The sequence below is a fragment of the Roseovarius sp. SK2 genome, assembly GCF_028807495.1.
GTDB classification, from domain to species: Bacteria; Pseudomonadota; Alphaproteobacteria; order Rhodobacterales; family Rhodobacteraceae; genus Roseovarius; species Roseovarius confluentis.
Genome location: NZ_JARAMK010000013.1, coordinates 70,471 through 94,507, shown reverse-complemented (window position 1 = coordinate 94,507; position 24,037 = coordinate 70,471). Strand labels below are relative to the sequence as shown.

20 protein-coding genes are annotated in these 24,037 nt (G+C 64.4%); 10 read left to right on the top strand and 10 right to left on the bottom strand.

Translation table 11 applies throughout. The annotated features are described in order from the left end of the window. Positions 1 to 58 precede the first annotated feature (58 nt). The 6 genes from PVV74_RS20435 to PVV74_RS20410 all read left to right on the top strand — a co-directional run bounded on the left by PVV74_RS20435 (position 59) and on the right by PVV74_RS20410 (position 8,117). On the top strand, positions 59 to 1,807 hold the full coding sequence (locus tag PVV74_RS20435; RefSeq protein WP_103761959.1) for a sensor histidine kinase: 1,749 nt from the start codon (positions 59 to 61) through the stop codon (positions 1,805 to 1,807). After that, entirely contained in the window at positions 1,804 to 3,042 is a 1,239-nt protein-coding gene (locus PVV74_RS20430) for a sigma-54-dependent transcriptional regulator (RefSeq protein WP_274594470.1), read from the top strand. The genes PVV74_RS20435 and PVV74_RS20430 overlap by 4 nt, the downstream gene beginning before the upstream one ends. Before the next feature lie 143 nt (positions 3,043 to 3,185). Next, positions 3,186 to 4,520, top strand: coding sequence for an acyltransferase family protein (locus PVV74_RS20425; RefSeq protein WP_274594469.1), 1,335 nt, complete (start codon positions 3,186 to 3,188; stop codon positions 4,518 to 4,520). Positions 4,521 to 4,771: 251 nt separating this feature from the next. After that, positions 4,772 to 5,773, top strand: a complete 1,002-nt coding sequence (locus PVV74_RS20420; protein WP_274594468.1) for a DctP family TRAP transporter solute-binding subunit — start codon at positions 4,772 to 4,774, stop codon at positions 5,771 to 5,773. Between the two features lie 132 nt (positions 5,774 to 5,905). Continuing rightward, positions 5,906 to 6,631: a TRAP transporter small permease gene (locus PVV74_RS20415; protein WP_274594467.1), complete on the top strand. Its 726-nt coding sequence runs from the start codon at positions 5,906 to 5,908 to the stop codon at positions 6,629 to 6,631. Positions 6,632 to 6,635: 4 nt separating this feature from the next. Next, positions 6,636 to 8,117: a TRAP transporter large permease gene (locus tag PVV74_RS20410; RefSeq protein WP_103761964.1), complete on the top strand. Its 1,482-nt coding sequence runs from the start codon at positions 6,636 to 6,638 to the stop codon at positions 8,115 to 8,117. 72 nt (positions 8,118 to 8,189) lie between these two features. Here PVV74_RS20410 and PVV74_RS20405 read toward each other — a convergent pair whose 3' ends face one another. The 7 genes from PVV74_RS20405 to PVV74_RS20375 form a co-directional block, all read right to left on the bottom strand. Next, on the bottom strand, positions 8,190 to 8,975 hold the full coding sequence (locus tag PVV74_RS20405; RefSeq protein WP_274594466.1) for a carnitinyl-CoA dehydratase: 786 nt from the start codon (positions 8,973 to 8,975) through the stop codon (positions 8,190 to 8,192). Beyond that, positions 8,965 to 11,010, bottom strand: coding sequence for an acetate--CoA ligase family protein (locus PVV74_RS20400; RefSeq protein ID WP_274594465.1), 2,046 nt, complete (start codon positions 11,008 to 11,010; stop codon positions 8,965 to 8,967). Before PVV74_RS20400 ends, PVV74_RS20405 begins: the two co-directional genes overlap by 11 nt. A gap of 49 nt (positions 11,011 to 11,059) precedes the next feature. After that, complete coding sequence (locus PVV74_RS20395; RefSeq protein WP_103761967.1) at positions 11,060 to 12,220, bottom strand: acyl-CoA dehydrogenase family protein; 1,161 nt, start codon at positions 12,218 to 12,220, stop codon at positions 11,060 to 11,062. Between the two features lie 4 nt (positions 12,221 to 12,224). Next, complete coding sequence (locus PVV74_RS20390; RefSeq protein ID WP_274594490.1) at positions 12,225 to 13,634, bottom strand: carnitine 3-dehydrogenase; 1,410 nt, start codon at positions 13,632 to 13,634, stop codon at positions 12,225 to 12,227. Between the two features lie 14 nt (positions 13,635 to 13,648). Then, on the bottom strand, positions 13,649 to 14,188 hold the full coding sequence (locus PVV74_RS20385; RefSeq protein ID WP_274594464.1) for a lipocalin family protein: 540 nt from the start codon (positions 14,186 to 14,188) through the stop codon (positions 13,649 to 13,651). Between the two features lie 32 nt (positions 14,189 to 14,220). After that, positions 14,221 to 14,985 carry an SDR family oxidoreductase gene (locus PVV74_RS20380; RefSeq protein WP_274594463.1) on the bottom strand — a complete coding sequence of 255 codons (765 nt, stop codon included), beginning with the start codon at positions 14,983 to 14,985 and terminating at the stop codon, positions 14,221 to 14,223. Positions 14,986 to 15,061: 76 nt separating this feature from the next. After that, entirely contained in the window at positions 15,062 to 15,973 is a 912-nt protein-coding gene (locus PVV74_RS20375) for a 3-keto-5-aminohexanoate cleavage protein (RefSeq protein WP_274594462.1), read from the bottom strand. A gap of 73 nt (positions 15,974 to 16,046) precedes the next feature. On the opposite strand from PVV74_RS20375, the gene PVV74_RS20370 reads away from it, so the two are divergent. The 4 genes from PVV74_RS20370 (at position 16,047) to PVV74_RS20355 (ending at position 21,097) form a co-directional block, all read left to right on the top strand. After that, positions 16,047 to 16,991 (top strand): GlxA family transcriptional regulator, encoded by a 945-nt coding sequence (locus PVV74_RS20370; RefSeq protein ID WP_274594461.1) that lies wholly within the window; start codon positions 16,047 to 16,049, stop codon positions 16,989 to 16,991. A gap of 31 nt (positions 16,992 to 17,022) precedes the next feature. Continuing rightward, positions 17,023 to 18,276, top strand: coding sequence for an NAD(P)/FAD-dependent oxidoreductase (locus tag PVV74_RS20365; protein ID WP_274594460.1), 1,254 nt, complete (start codon positions 17,023 to 17,025; stop codon positions 18,274 to 18,276). 162 nt (positions 18,277 to 18,438) lie between these two features. Beyond that, complete coding sequence (locus PVV74_RS20360) at positions 18,439 to 18,897, top strand: (2Fe-2S)-binding protein (protein ID WP_274594459.1); 459 nt, start codon at positions 18,439 to 18,441, stop codon at positions 18,895 to 18,897. 1 nt (position 18,898) lies between these two features. Continuing rightward, positions 18,899 to 21,097, top strand: a complete 2,199-nt coding sequence (locus tag PVV74_RS20355; RefSeq protein WP_274594458.1) for a xanthine dehydrogenase family protein molybdopterin-binding subunit — start codon at positions 18,899 to 18,901, stop codon at positions 21,095 to 21,097. A gap of 243 nt (positions 21,098 to 21,340) precedes the next feature. Here the strand turns inward: PVV74_RS20355 and urtE are convergent, their stop codons facing one another. The 3 genes from urtE to urtC are packed head-to-tail and all read right to left on the bottom strand — an operon-like array spanning position 21,341 to position 24,037. After that, the gene (gene urtE / locus PVV74_RS20350) at positions 21,341 to 22,036 is read right to left on the bottom strand and encodes an urea ABC transporter ATP-binding subunit UrtE (RefSeq protein ID WP_274594489.1); all 696 of its coding nucleotides are present in this window, start codon (positions 22,034 to 22,036) and stop codon (positions 21,341 to 21,343) included. 1 nt (position 22,037) lies between these two features. Next, complete coding sequence (gene urtD, locus PVV74_RS20345) at positions 22,038 to 22,778, bottom strand: urea ABC transporter ATP-binding protein UrtD (protein WP_103761974.1); 741 nt, start codon at positions 22,776 to 22,778, stop codon at positions 22,038 to 22,040. Next, positions 22,775 to 24,037, bottom strand: coding sequence for an urea ABC transporter permease subunit UrtC (gene urtC / locus PVV74_RS20340; RefSeq protein WP_274594457.1), 1,263 nt, complete (start codon positions 24,035 to 24,037; stop codon positions 22,775 to 22,777). The genes urtD and urtC overlap by 4 nt, the downstream gene beginning before the upstream one ends.

Here is a 24,037-nt window from a genome sequence, read left to right as displayed (position 1 = left end):
TGGCGCTCGCGCACGCTTTATCTGGTCAAGCAGGGGACAGGCTTGCTATCACCTTGGCATGTTGTCACTTCTTCGCGCCCGGTGGATCGTCATCGCGTTCTTCCTGCTTGCGGTCACCGCCGCGGCAGCAACCGTTTGGCGCTATGGCCATAGCCAGGGACTGACACAGCTGGCCAAGCAGGGGCGTGCCGATCTCGCGTTGGCGGCCGACCGTTTTACCGGCGAGATGCGCCGCTTTCGCGAACTCGCGGTTCTCATGTCCGATCATCCCAGGTTGGCGGCGTTGACAAGTGCCAGCCCGGACGTCCCCGCGGCCACCCAGCTTTTGCAGGAGGCCGTCGACAAAAGCGGGGCCGCCGGGCTGATATTTACCGATGCCAACGGTACGGTACTTGCGCAGGCGGGCGAGGTCTCTCTTGATCCCGCCGGCAGCAGCTACTTTCGCCGCGCCATGCATGGGGCGCTCGGGTCCTTCTTCGGACGGCTCGGCCCCGAGGGACGACGCGTTTACGCCTATGCCGCACCCTCTTTCGCCGAAGATGGCGCAATCCGTGGCAGTCTCATCGCCGTCGTCGACATTTCCGAAATCGAATGGGGCTGGATCGGCGGCCAGCCGGTGGTTTTCTTTACCGACAATGACGATCGCGTGTTTATCTCCAACAGGGAAGAGATACTGGGTTGGCGCATCCGACCCTCCGCTGCAGGTCTGGCCCCGCCCGGTGCCGCCGAGGCGGAAGGTGGCGCACGCAGGAAAGATCCGGATATCTGGACGCTCGATCACGGCAGCTATCTGCCAAAGCGTGCCTTGCACCTGGCCACCCCCAAGCCGGTGATCGGAATGACCGGTCATGCGCTGATGGACGCGGCCCCCGCGTCTCGCTTGGCGATGCTGCAAGCAGCTGTCTTTGCCGCGACGTGCCTTGCCTTCGGCGCCGTGTTGTTGCTGTTCGCCGAACGCCGTCGCGCGCTTGCCATCTCCAACGCCCAGCTTGAGACGCGTGTTGCGAACCGCACGGCGGAACTGTCGCAGACCAATGCCGTCCTGCGCCGCGAAGTGGCCGAGCGGATGGAAGCCGAAGCAGCGCTGACCCGTGCCCAGGAGGACCTCGTTCAGGCCGGCAAGCTAAGCGCGTTGGGGCAGATGTCGGCGGGTATCAGTCACGAGCTGAACCAGCCTTTGATGGCGATTCAGCAGTTCGCGGATAACGGCGCCGCGCTTCTCGATACCGGCAAGACGCAATCCGCCAGAGACAACCTCGGCCGTATCTCTGATCTTGCGGCGCGCGCGGCGCGGATCATTCGGAACTTGCGAGCCTTTGCGCGCAACGAGGCCGAGCCCGCCGGAAAGGTCGACCTGGGCGCCGTGATCGACACCGCCGTCGAGCTGACCGAACAGCGCCTCGGCAACGAAGGCGTGGCGCTGGATTGGCACCGGCCCGAGTTTCCGGTGCATGTGCAGGCCGGCGAAGTCCGATTGGGCCAGGTTATGGTGAACCTGATCAACAACGCGGTCGATGCCATGGCCGGACAGGTTGACAAACATATCGAGATTTCACTCCTCCCCGGTGCTCACCCTACCGTGACGGTGCGGGACAACGGGCCGGGCATCTCCGATCCGGCAAAGATGTTCGAACCTTTCTATACCACCAAGGAGGTCGGCGGCGAGGATGGCCTGGGTCTCGGTCTTTCGATCTCCTACGGTTTGGTCGAAAGTTTCGGAGGCCGCATCAGTGGCAGCAACGCGGATGACGGAGGCGCAATCTTCCGCATCGAACTGGACCCCTGGAAAGACGAGGCCGCGGCATGAAAAGGGATGTTCTGATCGTCGACGACGACGCGGCAGTCCGAGAGGCGCTGGCCCAGACGCTGGAACTGAACGAACTTCGACCGCGCCTTGCGGGCTCGTTCATCGAGGCAAAGGACCATATAACTCCGGACTTTCCGGGCGTGATACTGTCGGACATCCGCATGCCGGGGCGCGACGGATTTTACCTTCTGGACCATACTCGCAAAACCGATGCCGAACTGCCGGTTATCCTGCTGACCGGCGAGGGCGATATCCCCATGGCGGTCCGTGCGATGGGGCAGGGCGCGTTCGACTTTCTTGAAAAACCCTGTGCGCCCGATGCCCTGTTGCCAGTTCTGACCCGCGCGTTGCAGACACGATCCCTTGTGCTGGAAAACCGGCGGCTGAAACGCCAGCTTGAGACGGGCGACGCCGCCGCCCGGATGCTGTTCGGCACCTCGGAACTGGCCGAGCAACTGCGCGAGCGCGTGCGCCGCGTCGCCGCGATGGGGGCAGACGTTCTCGTGACCGGCCCCCCGGGCGCGGGCATTTCGAAAGTGGCCGAGGTCGTGCATCTGATGACGCCCGCCAGCCGTGGCCCCTATGTCAAACACCCTGCTGCCGCGCTTGATGTCGGGGCACTGGATGATGCGATGGCTTCGGCCCGCGGCGGCAGTCTTTTCATCGAAGAGATCACCGCGTTGCCCCCTCATGCCCAGCACGCCCTGCTGGACCGGCTGGAGGAAGGCGCCGAAACGCGCCTGATCGCGGGTACGACGACGGATCTTGCCAAAGCTGCCGGCGACGGCCGCTTTTACCCCGAGCTTTATTATCGGCTTGACGTGGCGCCGGTGCGCATCCCGGCCTTGTCGGAAAGGCCCGAGGACATTCCGGTTCTCTTCCGGCACTACGTGGCGCAAGCGGCCGAGCAATCCGGTATCGCCGCGCCGGACATCGCCCCCGATCACGTGGCCCGCCTTATGGCACAGGATTGGCCCGGCAACGCAAGGTCCTTGATGAGCGCGGCCATGCGCTTTGTTCTCGGCATGCCGGATGAAGTGACCCGCGCCGCCGACCTGGGGCTTTCAGAGCAGATGGCACAGGTCGAGCGCTCTTTGCTGATCGCCGCGCTTGGCCGCCAGAACGGCCGCGCCTCCGAGGCCGCGAAGGCGCTGAAGCTGCCGCGCAAGACGTTCTACGACAAGCTTTCACGCTACGGCATCAAGCCCGAGGACTATCGCCGCGGCGACGATTGAGCGCGGCTTCGGTGCCACAAGGGCCGACCCTCTCCGGTCTTTCCGATATCCGCGATTCCGCGTGGCATGGAAGCGAGTTAGCATCCTGACCGAGGTCATGCGGCCCAAATCGCGGACGCGCAGTGCCGGAGCGGAAAACCAGGATGAACACCACCACTGAAGACCGAATGCCCAAGGGCCTGATGGCCGCGGCCCGTTGGGCCGCCGAGCGCACACCCGAGAGCCGCAACCGCGCTGTCGACCTATACCGCGCCATCGCCATCAGCTTCGTGATCCTCGGCCATTGGCTGCTGGTCGCCGCGGTGATGCGTGACGGCGAGGCGACGCTGGTGATCCTGCTGGCCGAACAGCGCTGGACCCATTACGCCACCTGGCTTTTCCAGGTCATGCCGGTCTTTTTCTTCGTCGGCGGATTTTCCAACAGCCTGTCCTGGGACTCTGCCCGGAAAGACCCGGAAAAGAAACGCGCCTGGGCCGCCACACGCCTGTCGCGCCTTCTGAAACCCACCGTTCCCGTGGTTCTGGCCTGGGCCGCGGGCGGGGTCGTCGCACGCGCCACGGGCGTCTCGCCCGAGCTGATCGGCTTTGCGTCACAGGCCGCATTGGTGCCGGTCTGGTTTCTGGCCGTCTACATCGTCATCACCATGGCCGTGCCGGTCACCGTCGCGCTCTGGGATCGCATCGGGGTCCTGTCGGTCCTCCTGCTGGCCCTCGGCGCCATCGCGGTGGATGCCATTGCCTTCGGGCTGGACCAAGGCTGGCTGCGCTGGGCTAATTACGGCTTCGTCTGGCTTGCGGTGCACCAGCTTGGCTACTGGTGGCGCCGCGCCGCGCGGCCCAAGACCTGGGCGCTGGGTTTCATCGGCTTGGGCGTCGCCGGCCTCTACGTGCTGATCGTGCAGTTCGGATACCCCGTCGCCATGGTCAGCGTGCCGGGCGCCGAGATGTCCAACACCCGCCCGCCCACCACGGCGATGCTGGCCGTCGGCGCGGTGCAGATCGGCGCGATCCTGCTGTTTACGGATATCGCACAGGCCTGGTTGCAACGCACGCGTCCTTGGTCGCTGGTGATCCTGTTCAACCAGATGATCATGTCGATCTACCTGTGGCACATGACGGCGCTGATCATTGTCGTCGGCCTTGCCGTATTGCTGGGCGGCGTTGGCCTGCACGAGCCGCCGGGCAGCGGCGCGTGGTGGGCCATGCGGCCCGTCTGGCTGACCTTGTTCACGGTCGTGCTTGTCCCGCTCGTGCTGATCTTCGTTCGGTTCGAGGCCGGAAGTCGGACACCGTCCTCGGGGCGTCCCGGTCCGCTTGTTGCAATGCTCGGAGCAGTGATGACATGCGCCGGACTGATCGTCATGGCGATGGTCGGTCTTGGGGCCGACAATGCCAGTGGCGTCAATTGGCTGGCCGTGGGGCTGGTCGCGGTCGGCGTTCTGGTTGCGACGCGGCGCTGGCCGGGCCAGGCGGCCTGAACGCCGTCGGTCGGGGGCTGTGCGGAAATCCGCACAACGCCGTAAAAACGCGTGCGGGAATCCGCACAGCCGTTTCGAGCGCGCTTCAGCTCACGGCGATTCGAATCCCGCAAGATATTGATCCTTATCAATATATTTTGATTCGCGTCATCCTGCCTCGAATCGGCTTGTTGCATCCTTCCCAATCGCCATTCTGGCTGCGCAATACCGTGACGGTATCAAAGCCAGTCTCGAACTAGGGAGGAGAGACCATGAAATTCCTGTCTGCCGCAACTGCGGCACTCGCACTTACTGTATCCGCAGGTGCCGTAAACGCCGCCTGTGACGATGGCGAAGTCGTCGTCAAGTTCAGCCACGTCACCAACACCGACCGGCACCCCAAGGGGATCGCCGCCTCGCTGCTGCAAGAGCGCGTCAACGAGGAAATGGACGGCAAGATGTGCATGGAGGTGTTCCCCAACTCCACGCTCTACAACGATGACCAGGTGCTCGAGGCGATGCTGCAGGGCGACGTCCAGCTGGCCGCGCCGTCGCTGTCGAAATTCGAGAACTTCACCAAGGTGTTCCGCATCTTCGACCTGCCCTTCATGTTCAAGAACATCGACGCCGTCGACAGCTTCCAGGCGTCCGACGCCGGCCAGGACATGCTCGATTCCATGCAGCGCCGTGGCCTGCAGGGCCTGGGCTTCTGGCACAATGGCATGAAACAGTTCTCGGCCAACGTCCCGCTGGTGGAGCCGGGCGACGCCCAAGGCCTGAAGTTCCGTGTTCAGACCTCCGACGTGCTCGTGGCCCAGATGGAAGCCCTTGGCGCCTCGCCGCAGCCCATGGCCTTCTCCGAGGTCTATGGCGCGCTGCAGACCGGCGTTGTCGACGGCCAGGAAAACACCTGGTCCAACATCTACGGCCAGAAGTTCTTCGAGGTGCAGGACGGCATCACCGAGACCAACCACGGCATCATCGACTACCTCTTGGTGGCCCCGGTCGACTGGCTGGATTCGCTGGAGCCTGACGTGCGTGAGCAGTTCATGACTATCGTTGACGAAGTCACCCAGACGCGGAACGCCGAAAGCTACAACGTGAACCAGGAAAACCGCCAGGCGATCATCGACGCCGGTGGCGAGGTGCGCGAGCTCGACGCCGACCAGCGTCAGGCATGGGTGGACGCGATGCGCCCGGTCTGGGACCAGTTCGTCGAAGACGTGGGCCAGGACAACATCGACGCGGCCCAGTCCCACAACAGCGGAAGCTGACGTAGGGCAGGGCGGGAGCGCCTGCGGCTTCCTTCAGGTCGCATCGCGCCCGCTGCGCCGGACCCCGGCGGCACCACCCGTGCCGCCGGAACCTGCACCGGCCTTACCCCACAATATCCGGAGGGAAACGCCATGAGCGTGAGCGGATACACACCATCGGGCCCGGTCGGACGCTTCGTCCACCGCGCCGAGGAAATCTTCATCGCCCTGATCCTTGGCGCGATGACCCTGATCACCTTCGCCAACGTCGTTCTGCGCTACGGCTTCTCCGAAAGCCTGCTCTGGGGGCAGGAGGTGGTCGAAATCCTGTTCGCCTGGTTGGTCCTCTTCGGCATTTCCTACGGCTTCAAGGTCACCGCCCACCTGGGCGTGGATGCGGTCATCAACATGCTAGGCGGTGGTCTCAAGCGCGTGCTGGCGCTGATGGCCTGCGTCGTCTGCGTGGCCTATGCGTTCCTGCTGCTCAAGGGGGCCTACGATTTCTGGGCGCCTTTCTCGAACCTCGATCCGACCTCGGGCCGCTGGTTCCCAACGGGTTTCGAAGAGGCCCGCGCCCAAGGCTACGCCGTGGTGCGCCCCGTGCCGATCCCCTTTGGCAAGGAGTTCCTCGAGAATACCTTCAACTGGTACATGGACGGCGACACGCGCGTGGTCGAGGAATACGACTACCTGCCGCGCGTCATTCCCTACCTGATCCTGCCCATCGGTGCGGCTCTGCTGCTGTTCCGCGTGTGTCAGGCCACCCTTGGCGTCATCCGCGGCACCCGCCAGCGCATCATCACCAGCCACGAGGCCGAGGACGCGGTGGAAACCGCCGCCGACAAGCTCGCCCGTGGCGAAAACGCGAAAAAGGTCTGAGATCATGGAAGTCGCCTTTCTCTTCGTCATGATCATCGGCCTTCTGCTGATCGGCGTGCCGATCGCGGTCTCGCTCGGGTTCTCCTCGATCGTGTTCCAGCTGATGTTTTCGAACACCTCCATCGGCGCCGTGGCCAAGTCGCTCTATGACGCGATGGCCGAACATTACACGCTCCTGGCTATCCCGTTCTTCATCCTCGCCTCCAGCTTCATGTCGACGGGCGGGGTCGCAAAACGGATCATCCGCTTTTCCATCGCCTGCGTCGGGCACCTCAAGGGCGGTCTGGCCATCGCCGGTGTTCTCGCCTGCATGATCTTCGCCGCGCTCTCGGGCTCGTCGCCCGCCACCGTGGTCGCCATCGGCACGATCGTCATCGCCGCCATGCGGCAGGTAGGCTATACCAAGGACTTCGCCGCCGGCGTGATCTGTAACGCCGGTACGCTCGGCATCCTCATTCCGCCGTCGATCGTAATGGTCGTCTACGCCTCGGCCACCGACGTGTCGGTTGGGCGGATGTTCCTCGCGGGCGTCATCCCCGGCCTGCTGGCCGGGACGATGCTGATGATCACGATCTACATCATGGCGCGCATCCGCAACATGCCCGCGGGCGAATGGAAAGGCTGGGGCGAAATCTTCGACAGCTTCCGAGACGCCTTCTGGGGCCTCTTGCTGATCGGGATCATTATGGGCGGCATCTATGGCCATCCCTGGATCAACCTCAGCGGCGAGGGCAGCCTGATCTACTGGCAACCCGGCGCCTTCACCCCGACCGAGGCCGCCGCCGTCGCAGCCGTCTACGCCTTCTTCGTGGCCTGCTTCATCTACCGTGACATGGGTCCCCTCGCCGCACCTTCGGAAGAGGAAACCTATACCGGTGCCATGGGCGAGCGCAGCGTCAACGCCGCCGTGGCGCCGCGCCCGGCGACCCTGCTGCAAAAGCCCTGGGCGCTGGTGACGGCCTTCTGGCATCGCGACACGGTCAACACCGTCTTCGAAGGCGCGAAACTGACGATCACCCTGATGTTCATCATCGCCAACGCGCTGCTCCTGAAGCACGTGCTGACGGACGAACAGATCCCCCAGGCCATCGCCGAAAGCATGCTGGCCGCTGGCCTCGGCCCGGTGATGTTCCTGGTGATGGTCAACGTGATCCTGCTGATCGGCGGCCAGTTCATGGAGCCATCGGGCCTTCTGGTCATCGTCGCTCCGCTCGTATTCCCCATCGCCATCGAGCTTGGCATCGACCCCATTCACCTCGGCATCATCATGGTGGTGAACATGGAAATCGGGATGATCACGCCCCCCGTCGGCCTGAACCTCTTCGTCACCTCGGGCGTCGCGGGCATGCCGATGATGAACGTGGTGCGCGCGGCCCTGCCGTTCCTCGCCGTGCTCTTCGTCTTCCTGATCATGGTGACGTATATCCCGTGGATATCGACCTACCTGCCCACGACCTTCATGGGGCCGGAGATCATCACCAACTGATGCCACTGGCGCGCGGTCCGATCACCCGCGCGCCAGAAAATCCTCCGAATTTTCAGCCGCCTTCGACCGCCCTCAGCGCCCCTTCCAGACCGGGTCGCGCTTTTCGGCAAAAGCCTTGGCGCCTTCCAGTTGATCCTCGGAATCATACAGCACATCGACGCTTTCGAATTGCCGCCGCGTGATCCGGTTCATCGCGTCCTGGAACGTCATCGCCTCGGCCTCGCGCACGATCTCCTTGATCGCCGCGTAAACCAGCGGCGGGCCGCTCGCCAGCAAATCCGCCATGTCCCGCGCGTTCGCCATAAGCTGGTCGCCCGGATGGATCTGGTTGATCAGCCCCCACCGCGCGGCCTCTTCGGCATCGATCCAGCGCCCGGTCAGCAGCATTTCCATCGCGATGTGATACGGGATACGCTTGGGCAGCTTCACACTGGCCGCATCGGCCACCGTGCCCGACCGGATCTCGGGCAGGGCGAACTGCGCATGGTCGGCGGCCAAAATAATGTCCGCGCTCAGCGCCCATTCCAGCCCGCCGCCGCAGCAGATGCCGTTGACGGCGGCGATGATCGGCTTGTTCATCGCCCGCATTTCCTGCAAGCCCCCGAAGCCGCCGACGCCGTAATCATCGTCCACCGCATCACCATCCGCGGCTGACTTCAAATCCCAACCGGGGCAAAAGAACTTGTCGCCCGCCCCGGTAATCAGCGCCACGCGCAACTCCGGATCGTCGCGGAAGTCCTTGAATACGTCGCCCATGATCCGGCTTGTCGCCAGATCAATCGCATTGGCCTTGGGCCTGTCCAATGTCACTTCCAGAACATGGCCGCGTCTTTCGGTCTTTACCGGATTATCCGTCATCTCGTTCTCCTAGCCGTATCAATGCGTCCGCGACCACCGCGCGGGTGTTCGTACAGATCAGCGGGTTGACCTCGACTTCCTCCACTATGCAGCGATGGGCCGTAACATAGTCCTGCAGCGCCATCGTCGCGCGAATGATCGAAGCCTTGTCCACGCCCGGTTGCCCGCGATACCCGTCCAGCACCGGCGCGATTTTCAACCGTGCCAGAGCCTCGGCGACCTCTTCCTCCGAGACCGGCAACAACATCGAAACCGTGTCCCGCAGGATCTCGGTCAGCGTGCCACCGGCCCCCAGTGTCATCACGAAGCCATGCGCTGGGTCCCGTACCACACCCAGCAACAGTTCCGCCACGCCACCCGTTATCATCTCTTCGACGAGGTAGCCCTTGCAGGCCATCCCGCCCGCCGCCGCGTCGACGTCCGAGGCGCTCTTCAGGCTCAGGGCGACAAGCCCGGCCTCGGTCTTGTGCGCCGCGCCGGTGCCTTTCAGCACAACGGGAAATCCCACCTTCTCGGCTGCGGCCGCCGCCTCGTCGACTGACCGGGCAGACACCAGGCGCGGCACGTCCAGCCCGGCCTCGGCCAAGTGTCGCTTGGCCTCTGCCTCCTCCATAACCACGGATGACTCGATTGGCGCGACGGCCAAGGCCGGCGCGGGCGGCGGTCCGCACTGTCCGGCAAAAGCGGCCGCTTCCAGCGCGGTCAGGAAATCATCGAGGCCCTGCATCGGGATCATACCCCCGGCCACGGCGCGCGCCGCCATGTCTTCGGGCAGCAACTCCGGCAGGGTCGAGACCAGAACCAGGGGCTTGCCGGTCTCTGCCACCGCCGCTGAACCGGCGGCGAACACGCAATCCCACGCCGCCGGATCGCAGCGGTCCTTGCGCGGAAAGTCGATGATCACGCAGGTCAGGTCGGCCTCGCCGCCTTGCATCGTGGCGAAGACCTGTGCCATGCGCTCGTCATCGTTCCAGATAAAGGTGTGATAATCCAATGGGTTGGCCAGCGCTACCATGGGTCCCAGCACCTCGCGCAAACGGGTGATTTGCGCGGCTGTCAGATCGGGGAACTGCACGCCCCTGTCCTCGGCGCTGTCGGCCATCAGGCTGGCCTCGCCGCCGGAACAGGACACCGACGCAAGCGACGTGCCCCGCAAGGGACCGGCGAAATGCAGGAGTTTCGCGGTCTCCAACAGGGCAGGCAGGCTATCGACCTGTGCCATCCCCAGGCGTTTCAACAATGCCCTTGCCCCGGCATTGCTGCCGGCCAGTGAGGCGGTGTGCGAGACAGCCGCAGCTTGGGCCCGCGCCGATTTTCCGGCCTTCAACACCACGATCGGTTTGCCCAGCGCGCGTGCCGCAAGCGCCAGTGCCTCAAACGCGGCGACGTCGCCCACGCCTTCGACATGAAGCGCCAGAACGGTCACCCTCGGGTCGTCAAGCAGCGCCATGCCAAGTTCGGCCAATCCGGTCTGCGCCTGGTTCCCGGCAGTGGTCACATAGGCCAGGGGCAGGCCGCGCGACTGCATCGAGATGTTGATGGCCATGTTGGAACTTTGGGTCAGCACCGCCACCCCGCTTTCGACACGCGCGCCGCCATGCTGGTCGGGCCACAGCAGCGCCCCATCGAGATAGTTGATGAAGCCATAGCAATTGGGCCCCAGGATCGGCATATCCCCCGCGGCATCCAGCAAGGCCAGCTGAAGATCGGCGCCGTCGCCGGTTTCGGCCTGTGCCTCGCGAAAGCCGCTGGCAAAGCACACGGCACCGCCCGCACCCATCGCGCGCAGGCGGCCCACTGTCTCGACCGTCGCGTGGCGGTTCACGCCGATGAAAACCGCGTCGGGCGGTTCGGGCAGATCCTCCAGCCGCGCCCAGGCGGTTTGGCCCGCGATCTCGGTCCTGGTCGGATGGACCGGCCAGACTGGCCCGGCAAAGCCCATCTTGAGGCATTGTTGCACAACGCTCGTGCACCACGCGCCGCCGCCGATGACGGCGATCGACTTGGGCTGGAAGAGGCGGCTCAGGTCGCGCATGGGGCGGATCCTTGCACCAAGGAGTATCCTCGCCGAAGGCATTCGTCTCTTATGCTCCCAGCGGCCGCAGAAGCTCGCGGCTGATGATGTGCCGCTGGATTTCCGATGTGCCGTCCCAGATCCGCTCGACCCTTGCGTCGCGCCAGAACCGCTCGATGGGAAAGTCGTCCATCAGGCCCATGCCGCCAAAGATCTGCAAGGTGGCGTCGGTCACGCGGGCCAGCATTTCGCTGGCATATAGCTTGGCCGAGGCGATCTCGCGGTTCGCCGGCAAGCCTTGATCCAGCCGCCAGGCGGCGGCGAGGGTCAGCCAGTCAGCGGCGTCGATCTCGGTGACCATGTCGGCGATCTGAAAGCTCACGCCCTGGAACTTGCCGATCTGCTGGCCGAACTGTTTGCGCTCGGCGGCGTAACTCAAGGCGTAGTCAAAGGCCCGCCGGGCCCGCCCGACACTCATCGTCGCCACGGTGATGCGCGTGGCGTATAGCCATTCGTTCATCACCGCGAACCCGCCATCGACCTCGCCCAGCACCTGCGCGTCGGGCAGGCGGCAATCATCGAATTCCAGCACCATGTTCTTGTAACCGCGGTGGCTGACCGACTTGTAGCCGTCGCGGATGGTGAATCCCGGCGTGCCGCGATCGACAAGGAAGGCGGTGATGCGTTTCTTGGGGCCTTTGGGCGTGTCGTCCTCGCCCGTGGCGATGAAGACGATGATGAAATCGGCATGATCCGCACCCGAGATGAAATGCTTGGTGCCGTTCACCACCCAGTCGCCGCCGTCACGCTTGGCGAAACACTTCATCCCCCGCACGTCCGACCCGGCATCGGGCTCGGTCATCGCCAGCGCATCCATCCGCTCGCCCCGCACGGCGGGCAGCAGGTACCGCTCGCGCTGCTCGCCCTCGCAGGCCATCAGGATGTTCTGCGGCCGGCCGAAGAAATGCGTCAGCGCCATCGACCCGCGCCCCAGTTCCCGTTCGACCAGCGCGAAATCCACGTGGCCGAGGCCCGCGCCGCCCACCTCGTCGGGGAAGTTGCAGGCGTAAAACCCGAGATCCATGCACTTGCGCTTGATCTCCTGCGCCACTTCGGGCGGCACCTCGCCGGTCCGTTCGACCAGTTCCTCGTGGGGATAGACCTCCTTCTCGACGAAACTGCGCACCGTCGAGACGATCATCTCCTGCTCGTCCGTCAATCCGAAATGCATGGTCTCACTCCTCAGCGTGCAGGGCGGCCAGCGCCGCCACCTTGTCCGCCACGTCCTCGGGCGGCGCGCAGGTGCGCCGGGTCTCCAGGCTCACATGCAGCATCAGCTGGTCGCAGGTCGCCATTACCTCGCCGTCGCTCTTGCGCTTCATCTCGTGAAAACAGCGCAGCTTCTTGCCGCCGCCTTCGGTCACCCGGCTCTCGACGATGATCTCTTCCCCGGCCTGCGTCTCGGCCAAATACTTGATGGTCGTCTCCACGGTGAAATAACTCAGCTGCCGCTCGGACACATAGGCTTCGTCCGCGCCCACAAACGCCATCACGCCCTCGGCCGCATCGCTGAACACCTGCCCGTAGCGGCCCTCGTTCATGTGGCCGTTCATGTCGGTCCAGTCGACCGGCACCATCCGGTCCTGCGTGATCATGGGCTGGGCGTCCTTCGGCGGATGCATCAGCTTGCGTTGATGCTGACCGACCAGCTTGCCCGACGACGTCACCTGCTGCTTCAGCGCCCGCATCATGGCGATCAGGTTGCGGTCTCGCTTGCGCTCAAGCTCCCGGATCGACAGGTGCCCAGACTGCGCGTCCGACTGGTCCGCGATCAGGTCCACCAACTCGGGCGTGAACTCCGGCACATCCATCAGCTTGGTCCAGGGCCAGCTCAGCGCCGGGCCGAACTGTGCCATGAAATGCCGCATCCCGGCTTCGCCGCCCGCCACGCGGTACGTCTCGAAGAGGCCCATCTGTCCCCAGCGCAGACCAAAGCCATAGCGGATGGCGTTGTCGATCTCCTCTGTGGTGGCGATGCCATCCTTCACCAACCAGAGGGCCTCACGCCAGACCGCTTCCAGGAAACGGTCCGCGATATGCGCATCGATCTCCTTGCGCACGTGCAGCGGATACAAGCCAACCTCTGTCAGCGTCGCCTTGGCCGCCTCGACCATCGCGGGCGCCGTGGCCTCGGATGGCACCACCTCGATCAGGGGCAGCAGGTAGACCGGGTTGAACGGGTGCGTGACCATGATCGTCGACGGATCGGCGGCACCTTGCTGCAACTCCGACGGCTTGAACCCGCTGGTGGACGAGCCGATGGGCACGCCCGGCGCGGCGGCCTGGATCTCGGAAAAGACCTTGTGCTTCAGGTCCAGCCGCTCGCTCACGCTTTCCTGTATCCAGTCCGCGCCGTCGACCGCTTCGGCGATTGAGCCGTGAAAACTCAGCTTGCCCTCGGCGGGCAGGGCGCAATCATAAAGCATCGGCAACGCACCCCGCGCATTGTCCAGAACCTCGCCCACCTTGCGCTCGGCTTGCGGGTCGGGGTCGAAAACCCGCACGTCCCAGCCGTTCAGCAGGAACCGCGCGGCCCAGCCGCCGCCGATCACGCCGCCACCAATGATTGCCGCCCGTTTCGCCATCGTCGTTCCCTTCGTCATCGCACCTTGATCCGCGAGGTGTCATAGCCGTTGAAATTCAGGATCTCCGCCGCCGCCCGCAGCCGGTCCGCTCCGCCCTCGGGTCGCCGGTCGAGGATCCAGCCATAGCTGCCATCGGGCGTCCCGATTGCCGCCGTGCGGAAATCGTCGTCCACCCAGACGACCCACATCTGCCGTGGCGCTTCGCCCTCGTGGTTCAGTTGCCAGCGGTTCTGGCCCAGCGGCCTGGCCATCCATATCTCGGTGTCCGTCTCGCAGTCGCCGGACAGCAGGCAGGCCTCGGTGCGAAACTCCACCGCCTGCTGGCCGCGGACGTCGGGCAGGAAGGTCACCATCGCCAGCCCTCCGTCGCCGGGGAAATAACCCCGCACGAACCACGGACCGCCCATGTCCTGCATCCCGTTGCCGCGCGTCGTCACCGACAGCGGTTGACCCGTGTCGCGGAATGATCTGTCCGGGGCCAAGGGCCCGCTGGCGCAGCCCGCCAGCGCCAGGGCCGCCGCGAGGTATGTGATCCGGTTCGTCCAGTTTCGCATGGTTTGCCTCATGTCGTGATGCTTCGCGCGCATCATGGCACCAGTGTCTCGGTGTGGCCATCCACCGCCATAACCTGCCCCGAGATCTTCGACGCCCCCGGCGATGCGAGAAACAGCACCATGTCGGCAAGGTCATCGGCGCTGACCCACGAGCGCAGGCTGACGCCCTTGACGTATTGCGCACGCACCTCGTCCTCGGTCTTGCCGCTGGCGGCGGCCTCCATGGCCACGACGCGATCCATCCGTTCGCCTTCCACCGCGCCGGGCGCGATGGCGTTCACCCGGACGCCTGCCGGGCCAAGCTCCATCGCCAGTGTCTTGGTCAGGCCCACCAAGGCCCACTTGGCCGAGGAATAGGGCGAGCGATAGGGATAGCCCCATTGCCCCGCCGTCGACGTGGTTAGCACGATCAGTCCAGATCCTTGAGTCCGCATCACCCGCGCGGCCCAGCGGCAGGTCAGGAACGACCCGTGCAGGTTGACCGCGATACATTGCTGCCAGGCGGCATAATCCAGATCCTCGATCAGTCCCGCCTGTCCGCCCGTCCCGGCATTGGCGCAGACCACGTCGGCCCCGCCCCATTCACCTTCGACCTGGCTCAGGAAAGCGTCCATGTCGGCCTCATCGGTGACATCGGCCTGTTGCGCGATCAGCGACGGGTTGGCCTCGGCCATCGCGGCCACCGCCATCGGGTCGGTGTCACAGATCGCCACGCGGTCGCCCATTTCCAGGAACCGTTCGGCCAGCCGCTTGCCGATCCCGGACGCGCCGGCGGTGATGACCACGCGGCGGCTCATGGCCGGGTCGTCCGACAGGCGTAAATGGCACCGACGCGATGCCACCCAAATACCGACGCGATACCGACAGCCATTTTCAGACCGGCGCCCGCTTGGTCAGCCCCAGCTTCTTGCGCACATCCTTGGGCCCGATCGCACGGGCGCCCAGCCGTTCGACGATCTCCTTCGCGCGGGCGACAAGCTGTTCATTGGTGGCCAGCACACCCTTGTCCAGCATCAGGTTGTCCTCCAGCCCGACGCGCACATTGCCCCCCGCCAGCACAGAGGCGGCGACGTAAGGCATCTGGTTGCGCCCGAGGCCGAACGCACTGAAGTGCCAGTCGTCGGGGATGTTGTTGACCATCGCCATGAAGGTGTTCAGATCATCCGGCGCGCCCCACGGCACACCCATGCACAGCTGCACCAGCGCGGGGCTTTCCAGAACTCCGTCGCTAACCAGTTGTTTTGCATACCACAAATGCCCGGTATCGAAGGCTTCGATCTCGGGCTTTACTCCTAGCTCGGTCATCATCCGGCCCATCGCCGTCAGCATGCCGGGCGTGTTGGTCATGACGTAATCGGCCTCGGCAAAGTTCATCGTGCCGCAATCCAGGGTGCAGATTTCCGGCCGGCACTCTGCCACATGCGCCACCCGCTCGGTGGCGCCGATCATGTCGGTATCCGCTTCGTTCAGCGGCAGCGGGCTTTCGACATCGCCAAACACCATGTCCCCGCCCATCCCGGCGGTCAGGTTCAGCACCACGTCGACGTCCGCATCCCGGATCCGCTCGGTCACTTCGCGGAACATCTTCACGTCCCGCGACGGCACCCCGGTCTCGGGGTCGCGCACATGACAATGCACCACCGCCGCCCCCGCCTTGGCCGCAGCAATGGCGCTGTCCGCGATCTGCTCGGGGCTTCGTGGCACGTGCGGGCTCTTGTCTTGTGTCCCGCCCGATCCGGTCACGGCACAAGTGATAAAAACCTCTCGGTTCATGGCAAGCGGCATGGTGGTCTCCCTTTGTTGGCCAGATCATATCGCGCTGGCGATATCGCCGAGTTTGCGCTAATTGACAAAAATCATGCCGGAATGGACAAAATCAGCGCTTCACACCACGCGGATCGGGTTTCTGCTGTTCGACAGGTTCTCGAACCTGTGCCTGGCCAATTGCATCGAGCCTCTGCGCGCCGCCAACACGGTCGGACCAAGGCCGATCTTCGAATGGACAGTGCTCAGCCTTGATGGCGGCCCGTCTCGGTCCTCCAGCGACATCGAGATGATCGCCCGCGCCTCGGTGACCGCGATGCCGAAGGTCGATTACCTGTTCGTAGTGGCCAGCTACGGCCACGAAGCGCATGACAGCCCGCGCACCCGCAGGCGATTGCGCGATGCCGTTCAGCACGCCGATGTCGTTGTGGGACTGGACGCAGGACCGTGGCTGCTTGCGTCCGCCGGGTTGTTGGACGGGCGCCGGGCAACGGTGCACTGGGACCTACTGGACGCCTTCACCGAGCGGTTCCTGACCGTCGATGCCGAGCAGGCCCGGGTGCTGCGGGATGGAAACGTGATCACATGCGCCGGCGCCATGTCGGCGCTCGACCTGACACTGGAGTTGATCGCGCAGCATGCCGGCATGGCCGTCCGGCTGGACGTCGAGGCGCTGTTTTTGCATGGCGAGCCGCCGGTGGGCCGCGGCAGGACCAGGCAGGTCGCTGACCCACTGGTGCGCCGTGGCTTGCAGGTGATGCGCGACGCCGTCGAAAAGCCGCTGACCCTGCAACAGCTTGCGACGCGTTTGTCGTGTCAGCCCCGGACGCTTGACCGCCGGTTTCGCGCGCGGTTGGGGGCGTCTCCGGGCAAGGTCTATCGACATCTGCGCCTGGCCGCCGCGCGTAAGCTGATCGAGGACAGCACCTTGGGAATTGCCGAGATCGCCATTCGCTGCGGGTACGATTCGCCGTCCTCCATGACCCGTGCGATCCGACGGCAGTACGGCAGCACGCCACGCCAGTTGCGGTGCCATTGACAGCAATGAAGGCGCCGCTAAAGCTGCACCTATGACAGGCAAGACGTGTAATGTTGCAGTGATCGGCGCGGGCATCGTGGGGGTGTCCACCGCGCTTTGGCTGGCGCGCGAAGGTCATACGGTCACCCTGATCGACAAGGCCGGTCCTGGCGAGGCGACAAGTTTCGGAAACGCGGGCCTTCTGGCGTCCGCGGGCACACTGCCTGTGCCCGGTCCCGGCCTCATGCGCAAGGCCCCGCGCATGGCACTGGATCCTCGTGAACCGCTTTACATCCGGTGGCGCCATTTGCCCGCGCTTGCGCCCTGGCTGATGAAATACCTGCGCCACGCGACGGCGGATGCAGCCAAGATCCGGGCGAACGCGATGCTGCCGTTGATAGGCGACAGCCTGTCCGACCACCAGGCCCTTGCGGCGGGAACCGAAGCCGAAAAATACGTCGTGCCCTGCGACTATCTCTATGGCTATACGACCCGAAAGGCGTTCGATGCGGACCGGTTCACCTGGGACATCCGCACGGCGCAGGGATTCGGCTTTTCGGTGATGGATCGCGAGGCCTTGCGCGCTTATGACCCGATCTACGGGGAGGCGATCGGATGTGCCGCCCGTATCGCGAACCATGGGCGCATTTCGGATCCGGGGGCTTATGTCAAAGCGCTTGCAAGAGCCGCCGAACGCCTTGGAGTTCGGCTGATCCGTGATGAGGTCAAAGCGATCGAACGCACCAATGGGCAAGTCACGGGGCTGCGCCTGACGGGCGAAACGCTCGCGGTGGATACGGCCGTTGTCACGACCGGCGCATGGTCGAAACCCCTGGCCGAGTCGTTAGGCATAGCGGTTCCCCTGCATCCCGAGAGCGGTTTTCATGTCGAGCTTTGGGAGCCGTCGCAGATGCCGCGGTCTCCCCTGATGTTCTCGGCGGGCAAGTTCGTGATCACGCCGATGGAAGGCCGCATCCGGCTGGCCGGAATGGTCGGGTATGGCGGGTTCGACGCGCCGCCGCCCGAGGCGCCCTACCGCATGTTCATGCGTCATCTGAAAGCGGCGCTGCCGGGTCTGACATGGCGCGAAACCACGCGGTGGATGGGCCATCGTCCGGCAGTCTCGGACTCGCTGCCGTTGATCGGGGCGGTGCCGGCTGTTGCCGGTGCCTATACCGGCTTCGGTCACGATCACGTGGGGCTGACCGGCGGACCCAAAACGGGCCGATTGCTGGCGCAGATGATCTCTGGCGGGCGTCCGAATATCGACGTTACCCCCTTTGCGCCAGACCGTTTCACGCGCTGATCCGCCGGTGCCTTGTGCGAATTTGAACGCATGCCTGTGCGGGTGACGTGGCCGGTATCGACTTTTGCGGATCCGCTCTAACTCGTAAGTTGTGATCACCAAGGTGCGGTCCTCGCGCCCGTTTGACGTTCCAGCGACTGCCAACAGGGATAGGAGCCAGACATGACGACATTCACACTCAACGGAAAAGAAACGGAAATAGACGCAAGCCCGGATATGCCATTGCTTTGGGCGCTGCGCGATGAACTGAAAATGACCGGCACCAAGTACGGATGCGGTGTCGCCTCATGCGGGGCATGCACGGTGCATATCGACGGCGTGCCGTCGCGATCCTGCCAGACGTACCTCGGCGACCTCGAGGGCGCGACGATCACCACGATCGAAGGCGTCGAAAACGACGCTGCGAAGGCGATTCAGGAGGCCTGGGTCGAGCTTCAGGTGCCGCAATGCGGCTATTGCCAATCGGGGCAGATCATGTCGGCCTCGGCGCTGCTGGCGGAAACGCCCAAACCCACTGACGAAGACATCGACACGGCAATGGATGGCAACCTGTGCCGCTGCGCGTCCTACGCCCGTATCCGCAAGGCCATTCACCGGGCCGCAGAAATCATGGAGGCGTAAGATGAGACTGATCGACAAACGCGACCTGATGCGCGCCACACGCGCGCTCACGACGACGCGGCGCGGATTTCTGACCCTGTCCGCCGGTGCCGCCGGTGGTCTGTTGCTCGGCGCTGCCGTGCCTGTGCATGGTCTGGCACAGTCCGCTGCCGAGGGCGACGTGCTGGTGACGCCGTTCGTCCACGTGATGCCGGACAACACCGTTCTTGTACTCAGCAAGCACCTGGATATGGGGCAGGGCACGGCATCGGGCCTTGCCACGCTGGTGGCCGAGGAATTGGATGCCTCGATGGATCAGATCACCACGGATTTCGCACCGTCGAACCCCGAAGTTTATGCGAACAGCGCGTTCGGCGTGCAGGGTACCGGCGGGTCTACAGCAATGCCCAATTCGTGGGAGCAGTACCGCAAGGCCGGCGCGACCGTCCGGGCGATGCTGGTCAACGCGGCTGCAAGCGAGTGGGGCGTCGATGCCTCCGAGATCGGCGTTTCCGAGGGCAAACTTTCGGCTGGCGAAAACAGTGTCACATTCGGCGAGATGGCGAGCCTTGCGGCCGGCCAGCAACCGCCCGAGGATGTTGTGCTGAAGGCACCCGAGGATTGGGTCTATATCGGCAAGTCCTTCGCCCGCGTGGAGGTGCCGCAAAAGACGCGAGGCAGCGTCGGCATGTTCGGGATCGATCAGCAGCCCGAGGGTGGGCTGGTTGCCGTAACGGCACGCCCGCCGCGGTTCGGCGCGACCTTGGCCTCGATGGACGCGGCCGACGCGAAAGCGATGGACGGTGTGCATGATGTGCTGGAAATCCCGCAAGGCGTCGTCGTGGTGGCCGACACCACGTGGAAGGCGATGCAGGCGCGGGACGCGGTGGCGCTGGAATGGACCGAAGGCTCGGGCGAGACTCGGGGGACGGACGCCCTGATGGAAGAGTTCCGTGCGCTTTTGGACCAGCCCGGAAACCCGGCAGAGCCAAAGGGCGACGCCGCTGCCAAGCTGGAGCAGGCAGAGACGATCATCGAAGCGGACTACGTGTTTCCTTATCTGGCTCACGCGCCGATGGAACCGCTGGACATGACCGTGCATTTCGACGGCAGTTCCGCGCAGTTCTGGGGCGGTTCGCAGTTGCAGACCGTGGATCACGGTACCGCGGCTTCGGTCCTCGGGCTTGAGATGGGGCAGGTGCAGGTGCATACCAAGTGGGGCGGCGGATCTTTCGGTCGTCGCGCAACGGGCGACGCGCACCTGGTCGCCGAGGCCGCGACCATCGGCAAGGCCTGGCTGGAGGCTGGTCACGACGCACGGCCGATCAAGCTGATCTACACGCGCGAGGATGACATCAAGGGCGGCTACTATCGCCCCCTCACGATGCACCGCGTGCGGGCTGGTCTTGACGCCGACGGCAATATCTCTGGCTGGGAGCACCGCATCGTCAGCCAGAGCATCGCCAAGGGTACGCCGTTCGAGCAATACATGGTCAAGGAAGGGGTCGACGACACCACGATCGAGGGCATTCACCCCACGCCCTATGCCATTCCTGACCTTATGGTCGACGTGCACCACCCGGATGTCGGCGTGCCGGTCCTGTGGTGGCGCTCGGTCGGGCACACGCACACGGCCTATGTCATGGAGACCATGATGGACGAGTTGGCAGAGGCCGCCGGGCGCGATCCGGTGGAGTTCCGCCTGACCTATCTGGGCGAGGATGCGCGGTTGGCCGGAGCGTTGCGGTTGGCGGTAGAAAAGGCCGGAGAATCCGGGCCGGAAGGCACCCATCGCGGGATTGCCGTTCACAAGAGCTTTGGCAGCTACGTCGCTGAAGTAGCCGATGTGCGACTGCGTGAAGACGGCACGATCAAGGTCGAGAAGGTCACCTGCGGCGTCGATTGCGGTGTGCCGATCAATCCCGACAACATCGTGGCACAGGTCGAGGGCGCCCTTGGCTATGGCCTCTCATCGATCCTGCGGGAGCAGATCACCATGACTGACGGAGCGGTGGACCAGTTCAATTTCCCGGACTACACGCCGCTGCGGATTTCGGACATGCCCGAGGTGGAGGTGCATATCGTGCCCTCGACCGAAGCGCCCACCGGCATCGGTGAGCCGGGCACACCGCCTATCGGACCCGCCGTGGCCAATGCCGTCTACAAGGCGACGGGAGAGCGTGTTCGCAGCCTGCCGATGTCGCAGCACGGCCTGGCCTGAGGCCGGTCAAGCAAGGCATGAAAAAAGGGGCGGCGACGCCCCTTTTTTGTTTCAGGCTTTCAAACACCCGATCATAGCGCGCGTGCGCAGGTCATTCGGTGTTATCGTGGTGATATGCTGCAATCCGTGGATCCGGATCAGAGTTCATTTCAGCCACACCAAAAGCCAAGGCATTTCACCTCAAAGCAAACGGCGTCTTCTTTTGACTTGCCACATACAATCCACCGCGATTTTCGAGCCTCGTCAAATCGCCGTGCTTTTCGCAAGTTCTTCGCTCGTCACGGAATCCTTGTCCGCGCTCAGTTTCACCGCACCGCGTTCGATCACGTAGAACCGGTCGCCCAGGTCGAAGGCAAAGCTGAAATACTGCTCGACCAGAATGATCGCGATGTCGCCCTGGCTGCGCAGGAGGCGGATGGCTTCGCCGATCTGCTGGATCACGTTGGGCTGGATGCCCTCGGTCGGTTCATCCAGCAGCAGGACTTTGGGCTTCGTGATCAGCGCGCGGGCAATAGCAAGCTGTTGCTGCTGACCGCCCGAGAGGTCGCCGCCGCGCCTTGGCATGAATTCCTTGAGGATGGGAAAGAGGTCGAAGATATCGTCGCGCAGGTGGCGTTCGCTGCGCGGCAGGCAGGCAAAACCTGTCTCAAGATTTTCCTCGACCGTCAGGAAAGGGAAGATGTCCCGCCCTTGGGGGACGTAGCCAACACCGCGCCGCGCCATGTCATACGCGCCCAGTTTGCCGATGCTTTCCCCCGCCAGCGTGTAGGCTCCGCCGGAGCGGGGATGGGTGCCCGACAGCGCCTTCAGCAGAGAGGTCTTGCCGACGCCGTTGGTGCCCATGATGCAGGTGACCTCGCCTTGCCGCGCGCCCATATCGATGCCGTTCAGGATCTGGCTGCCGCCGTAGTGAAGGGTCAGGCCCTCGACGCTCAGGATATCATCGGCCAAGATACACCTCGATCACGTTTTCGTTCTTGGTCACATGGTCGATGGAGCCTTCGGCCAGCACCGCGCCCTCGTGCAGGACCGTGACCTTGCAACCAAGGCGGCGGACGAATTCCATGTCATGTTCGACGACGACTACGGCACGGGTTTTGGCGGCTTCGCGCAGAAGGTCGGTTGTCTTTTCCCGCTCAACGGTGGTCATGCCGGCCGCCGGTTCGTCCACCAGCAGAAGCTGCGGGTCCTGCGCCAGCAGCATGCCGATTTCCAGCCACTGCTTCTGACCGTGCGACAGCTCGCCAGATTTGCGCCCGAGCGCCTGCGCCAGACCGATGGTTTCGGCCAGCTCGGCGACGCGGTCGCGATCCTCGGCGCTCGGCTTGAAGAATAGAACGGCGAAGGGTGAGCGCGGTTTGCGCAGCGCCATCATCAGGTTGGCCTCAACCGTCTGATCCTCGAACACGGTCGGGCGCTGGAACTTGCGACCCACGCCCGCCATGGCGATGCTGCTTTCGGATTTCCCCAGTAATGAAACCGGCGGCTCGCCCCAGAGGACACGGCCCTCGTCGGGCTTGGTCTTGCCGGTGACCACGTCCATGAAGGTGGTTTTGCCCGCGCCGTTGGGGCCGATGACGGCGCGCAGTTCCTTGTTGCCAATCGAGAAGGACAGGTTGTTCAAAGCCTTGAAGCCGTCGAAGCTGACCGAGACGCCGGAGACCTCCAGAAGCTGGCTCATTTGTCGGCCTCCTGGTCGCGCAAGGCGCCCTGGTCTGGGCCGAGGTCGGCGCCGTGGCGATCGGGAGTCAGGCGATCCGCCAACAGGTCAAAGAGCCCGCCGATGCCTTTCGGGGCAAACAGCGTGACCGCAACGAAGGAGACGCCGAGCAGGACCGTCCACCAATCGACCCACTGGATGCGCCAGCTGCCCAGCACGATGTCGGGGGCCTGTCCGCCGGTAAACCACGTCGACAGTAGCGACACGAAGGCCGCCCCGATGACCGCGCCGTATAGCCGCCCACGCCCGCCGATGGCGACCCAGACGGCAAGGTAGATCGAGGCAATGGGCGCCAGTTCCGCCGGATTGATGATGCCGGCCTGCGGATAATAAAGCGCGCCGGCGATGCCCGCGATGACCGCCGACAGAGTGAAGACGAAAAGCTTGTACGCCTCGACCGGATAGCCGAGGAAGCGCACGCGCGCCTCGTCATCGCGGATGCCGCGCAGGACCGAGCCGAACTTTCCCGAGACGACCCAGGTGGCCAGCCAGTAGCCCAGCCCGAGCGCGAGCGCCGAGGCCCAGAGGAACCACACGGAGACGACGGATTGCGGGACATTGCCGAGGCCGGGCAGGTTTTGCAGGCCCGAGAGGCCATTGTTGCCACGCAACCCGCTGTCGTTCTGAAAGAGGTAGAGGGCGAGCGCGAGAGTCATCGCCTGGGTCAGGATCGACAAGTACACGCCCGTCACGCGGCTGCGGAAGGCGAACCAGCCGAAGACCAGCGCCAAGAGGCCCGGTATCAGCACCACGGCGGCCAGTTGCAGCGGCAGCGAGTGGGCGACCGCCCAGATCGGCGGGAATTCGGACGCGCCGACGACGCCGAAGATCTGGCTGGCGATGCCGTCGGATATCTGTTCGGGCGTGGGCGGCAGAACCTCGGCGGACATGCTTTCGACCACGATCAGGCGGGTGCGCTCGTACATCAGCCACATGCCGATGGCGTAGCCGCCCAGTCCGAAAAAGGCCATGTGCCCCAGAGACAGGATCCCGCAATAGCCCCAGACGAGGTCCATCGCCAGCGCCACGAGGCAGAGGCATAGCGTCTTGCCCAGCGTCTTGACGAAGCTGGTGGAAATGATGCCGATGCCGAAGCCTTCGGACAGGATGGTGACGCCCACCGTGAAGAGCGCGAGGCAGGCCATGAAGATCAGGATCGCCGGAAAGCGCAGGACCAGAGGCTGGCGGGGTGCGGGGCGGGCGAGGGTGCTGTCGGTCAT

What these genes read in the sequence shown, in the direction of transcription:
- PVV74_RS20435 (WP_103761959.1), top strand. Translation starts at nt 59, where the DNA reads ATGTTGTCACTTCTTCGCGCCCGGTGGATCGTCATCGCGTTCTTCCTG.
- PVV74_RS20430 (WP_274594470.1), top strand. Translation starts at nt 1,804, where the DNA reads ATGAAAAGGGATGTTCTGATCGTCGACGACGACGCGGCAGTCCGAGAG.
- PVV74_RS20425 (WP_274594469.1), top strand. Translation starts at nt 3,186, where the DNA reads ATGAACACCACCACTGAAGACCGAATGCCCAAGGGCCTGATGGCCGCG.
- PVV74_RS20420 (WP_274594468.1), top strand. Translation starts at nt 4,772, where the DNA reads ATGAAATTCCTGTCTGCCGCAACTGCGGCACTCGCACTTACTGTATCC.
- PVV74_RS20415 (WP_274594467.1), top strand. Translation starts at nt 5,906, where the DNA reads ATGAGCGTGAGCGGATACACACCATCGGGCCCGGTCGGACGCTTCGTC.
- PVV74_RS20410 (WP_103761964.1), top strand. Translation starts at nt 6,636, where the DNA reads ATGGAAGTCGCCTTTCTCTTCGTCATGATCATCGGCCTTCTGCTGATC.
- PVV74_RS20405 (WP_274594466.1), bottom strand. Translation starts at nt 8,975, where the DNA reads ATGACGGATAATCCGGTAAAGACCGAAAGACGCGGCCATGTTCTGGAA.
- PVV74_RS20400 (WP_274594465.1), bottom strand. Translation starts at nt 11,010, where the DNA reads ATGCGCGACCTGAGCCGCCTCTTCCAGCCCAAGTCGATCGCCGTCATC.
- PVV74_RS20395 (WP_103761967.1), bottom strand. Translation starts at nt 12,220, where the DNA reads ATGCATTTCGGATTGACGGACGAGCAGGAGATGATCGTCTCGACGGTG.
- PVV74_RS20390 (WP_274594490.1), bottom strand. Translation starts at nt 13,634, where the DNA reads ATGGCGAAACGGGCGGCAATCATTGGTGGCGGCGTGATCGGCGGCGGC.
- PVV74_RS20385 (WP_274594464.1), bottom strand. Translation starts at nt 14,188, where the DNA reads ATGCGAAACTGGACGAACCGGATCACATACCTCGCGGCGGCCCTGGCG.
- PVV74_RS20380 (WP_274594463.1), bottom strand. Translation starts at nt 14,985, where the DNA reads ATGAGCCGCCGCGTGGTCATCACCGCCGGCGCGTCCGGGATCGGCAAG.
- PVV74_RS20375 (WP_274594462.1), bottom strand. Translation starts at nt 15,973, where the DNA reads ATGCCGCTTGCCATGAACCGAGAGGTTTTTATCACTTGTGCCGTGACC.
- PVV74_RS20370 (WP_274594461.1), top strand. Translation starts at nt 16,047, where the DNA reads ATGCCGGAATGGACAAAATCAGCGCTTCACACCACGCGGATCGGGTTT.
- PVV74_RS20365 (WP_274594460.1), top strand. Translation starts at nt 17,023, where the DNA reads ATGACAGGCAAGACGTGTAATGTTGCAGTGATCGGCGCGGGCATCGTG.
- PVV74_RS20360 (WP_274594459.1), top strand. Translation starts at nt 18,439, where the DNA reads ATGACGACATTCACACTCAACGGAAAAGAAACGGAAATAGACGCAAGC.
- PVV74_RS20355 (WP_274594458.1), top strand. Translation starts at nt 18,899, where the DNA reads ATGAGACTGATCGACAAACGCGACCTGATGCGCGCCACACGCGCGCTC.
- urtD (WP_103761974.1), bottom strand. Translation starts at nt 22,778, where the DNA reads ATGAGCCAGCTTCTGGAGGTCTCCGGCGTCTCGGTCAGCTTCGACGGC.
- urtC (WP_274594457.1), bottom strand. Translation starts at nt 24,037, where the DNA reads ATGACCGACAGCACCCTCGCCCGCCCCGCACCCCGCCAGCCTCTGGTC.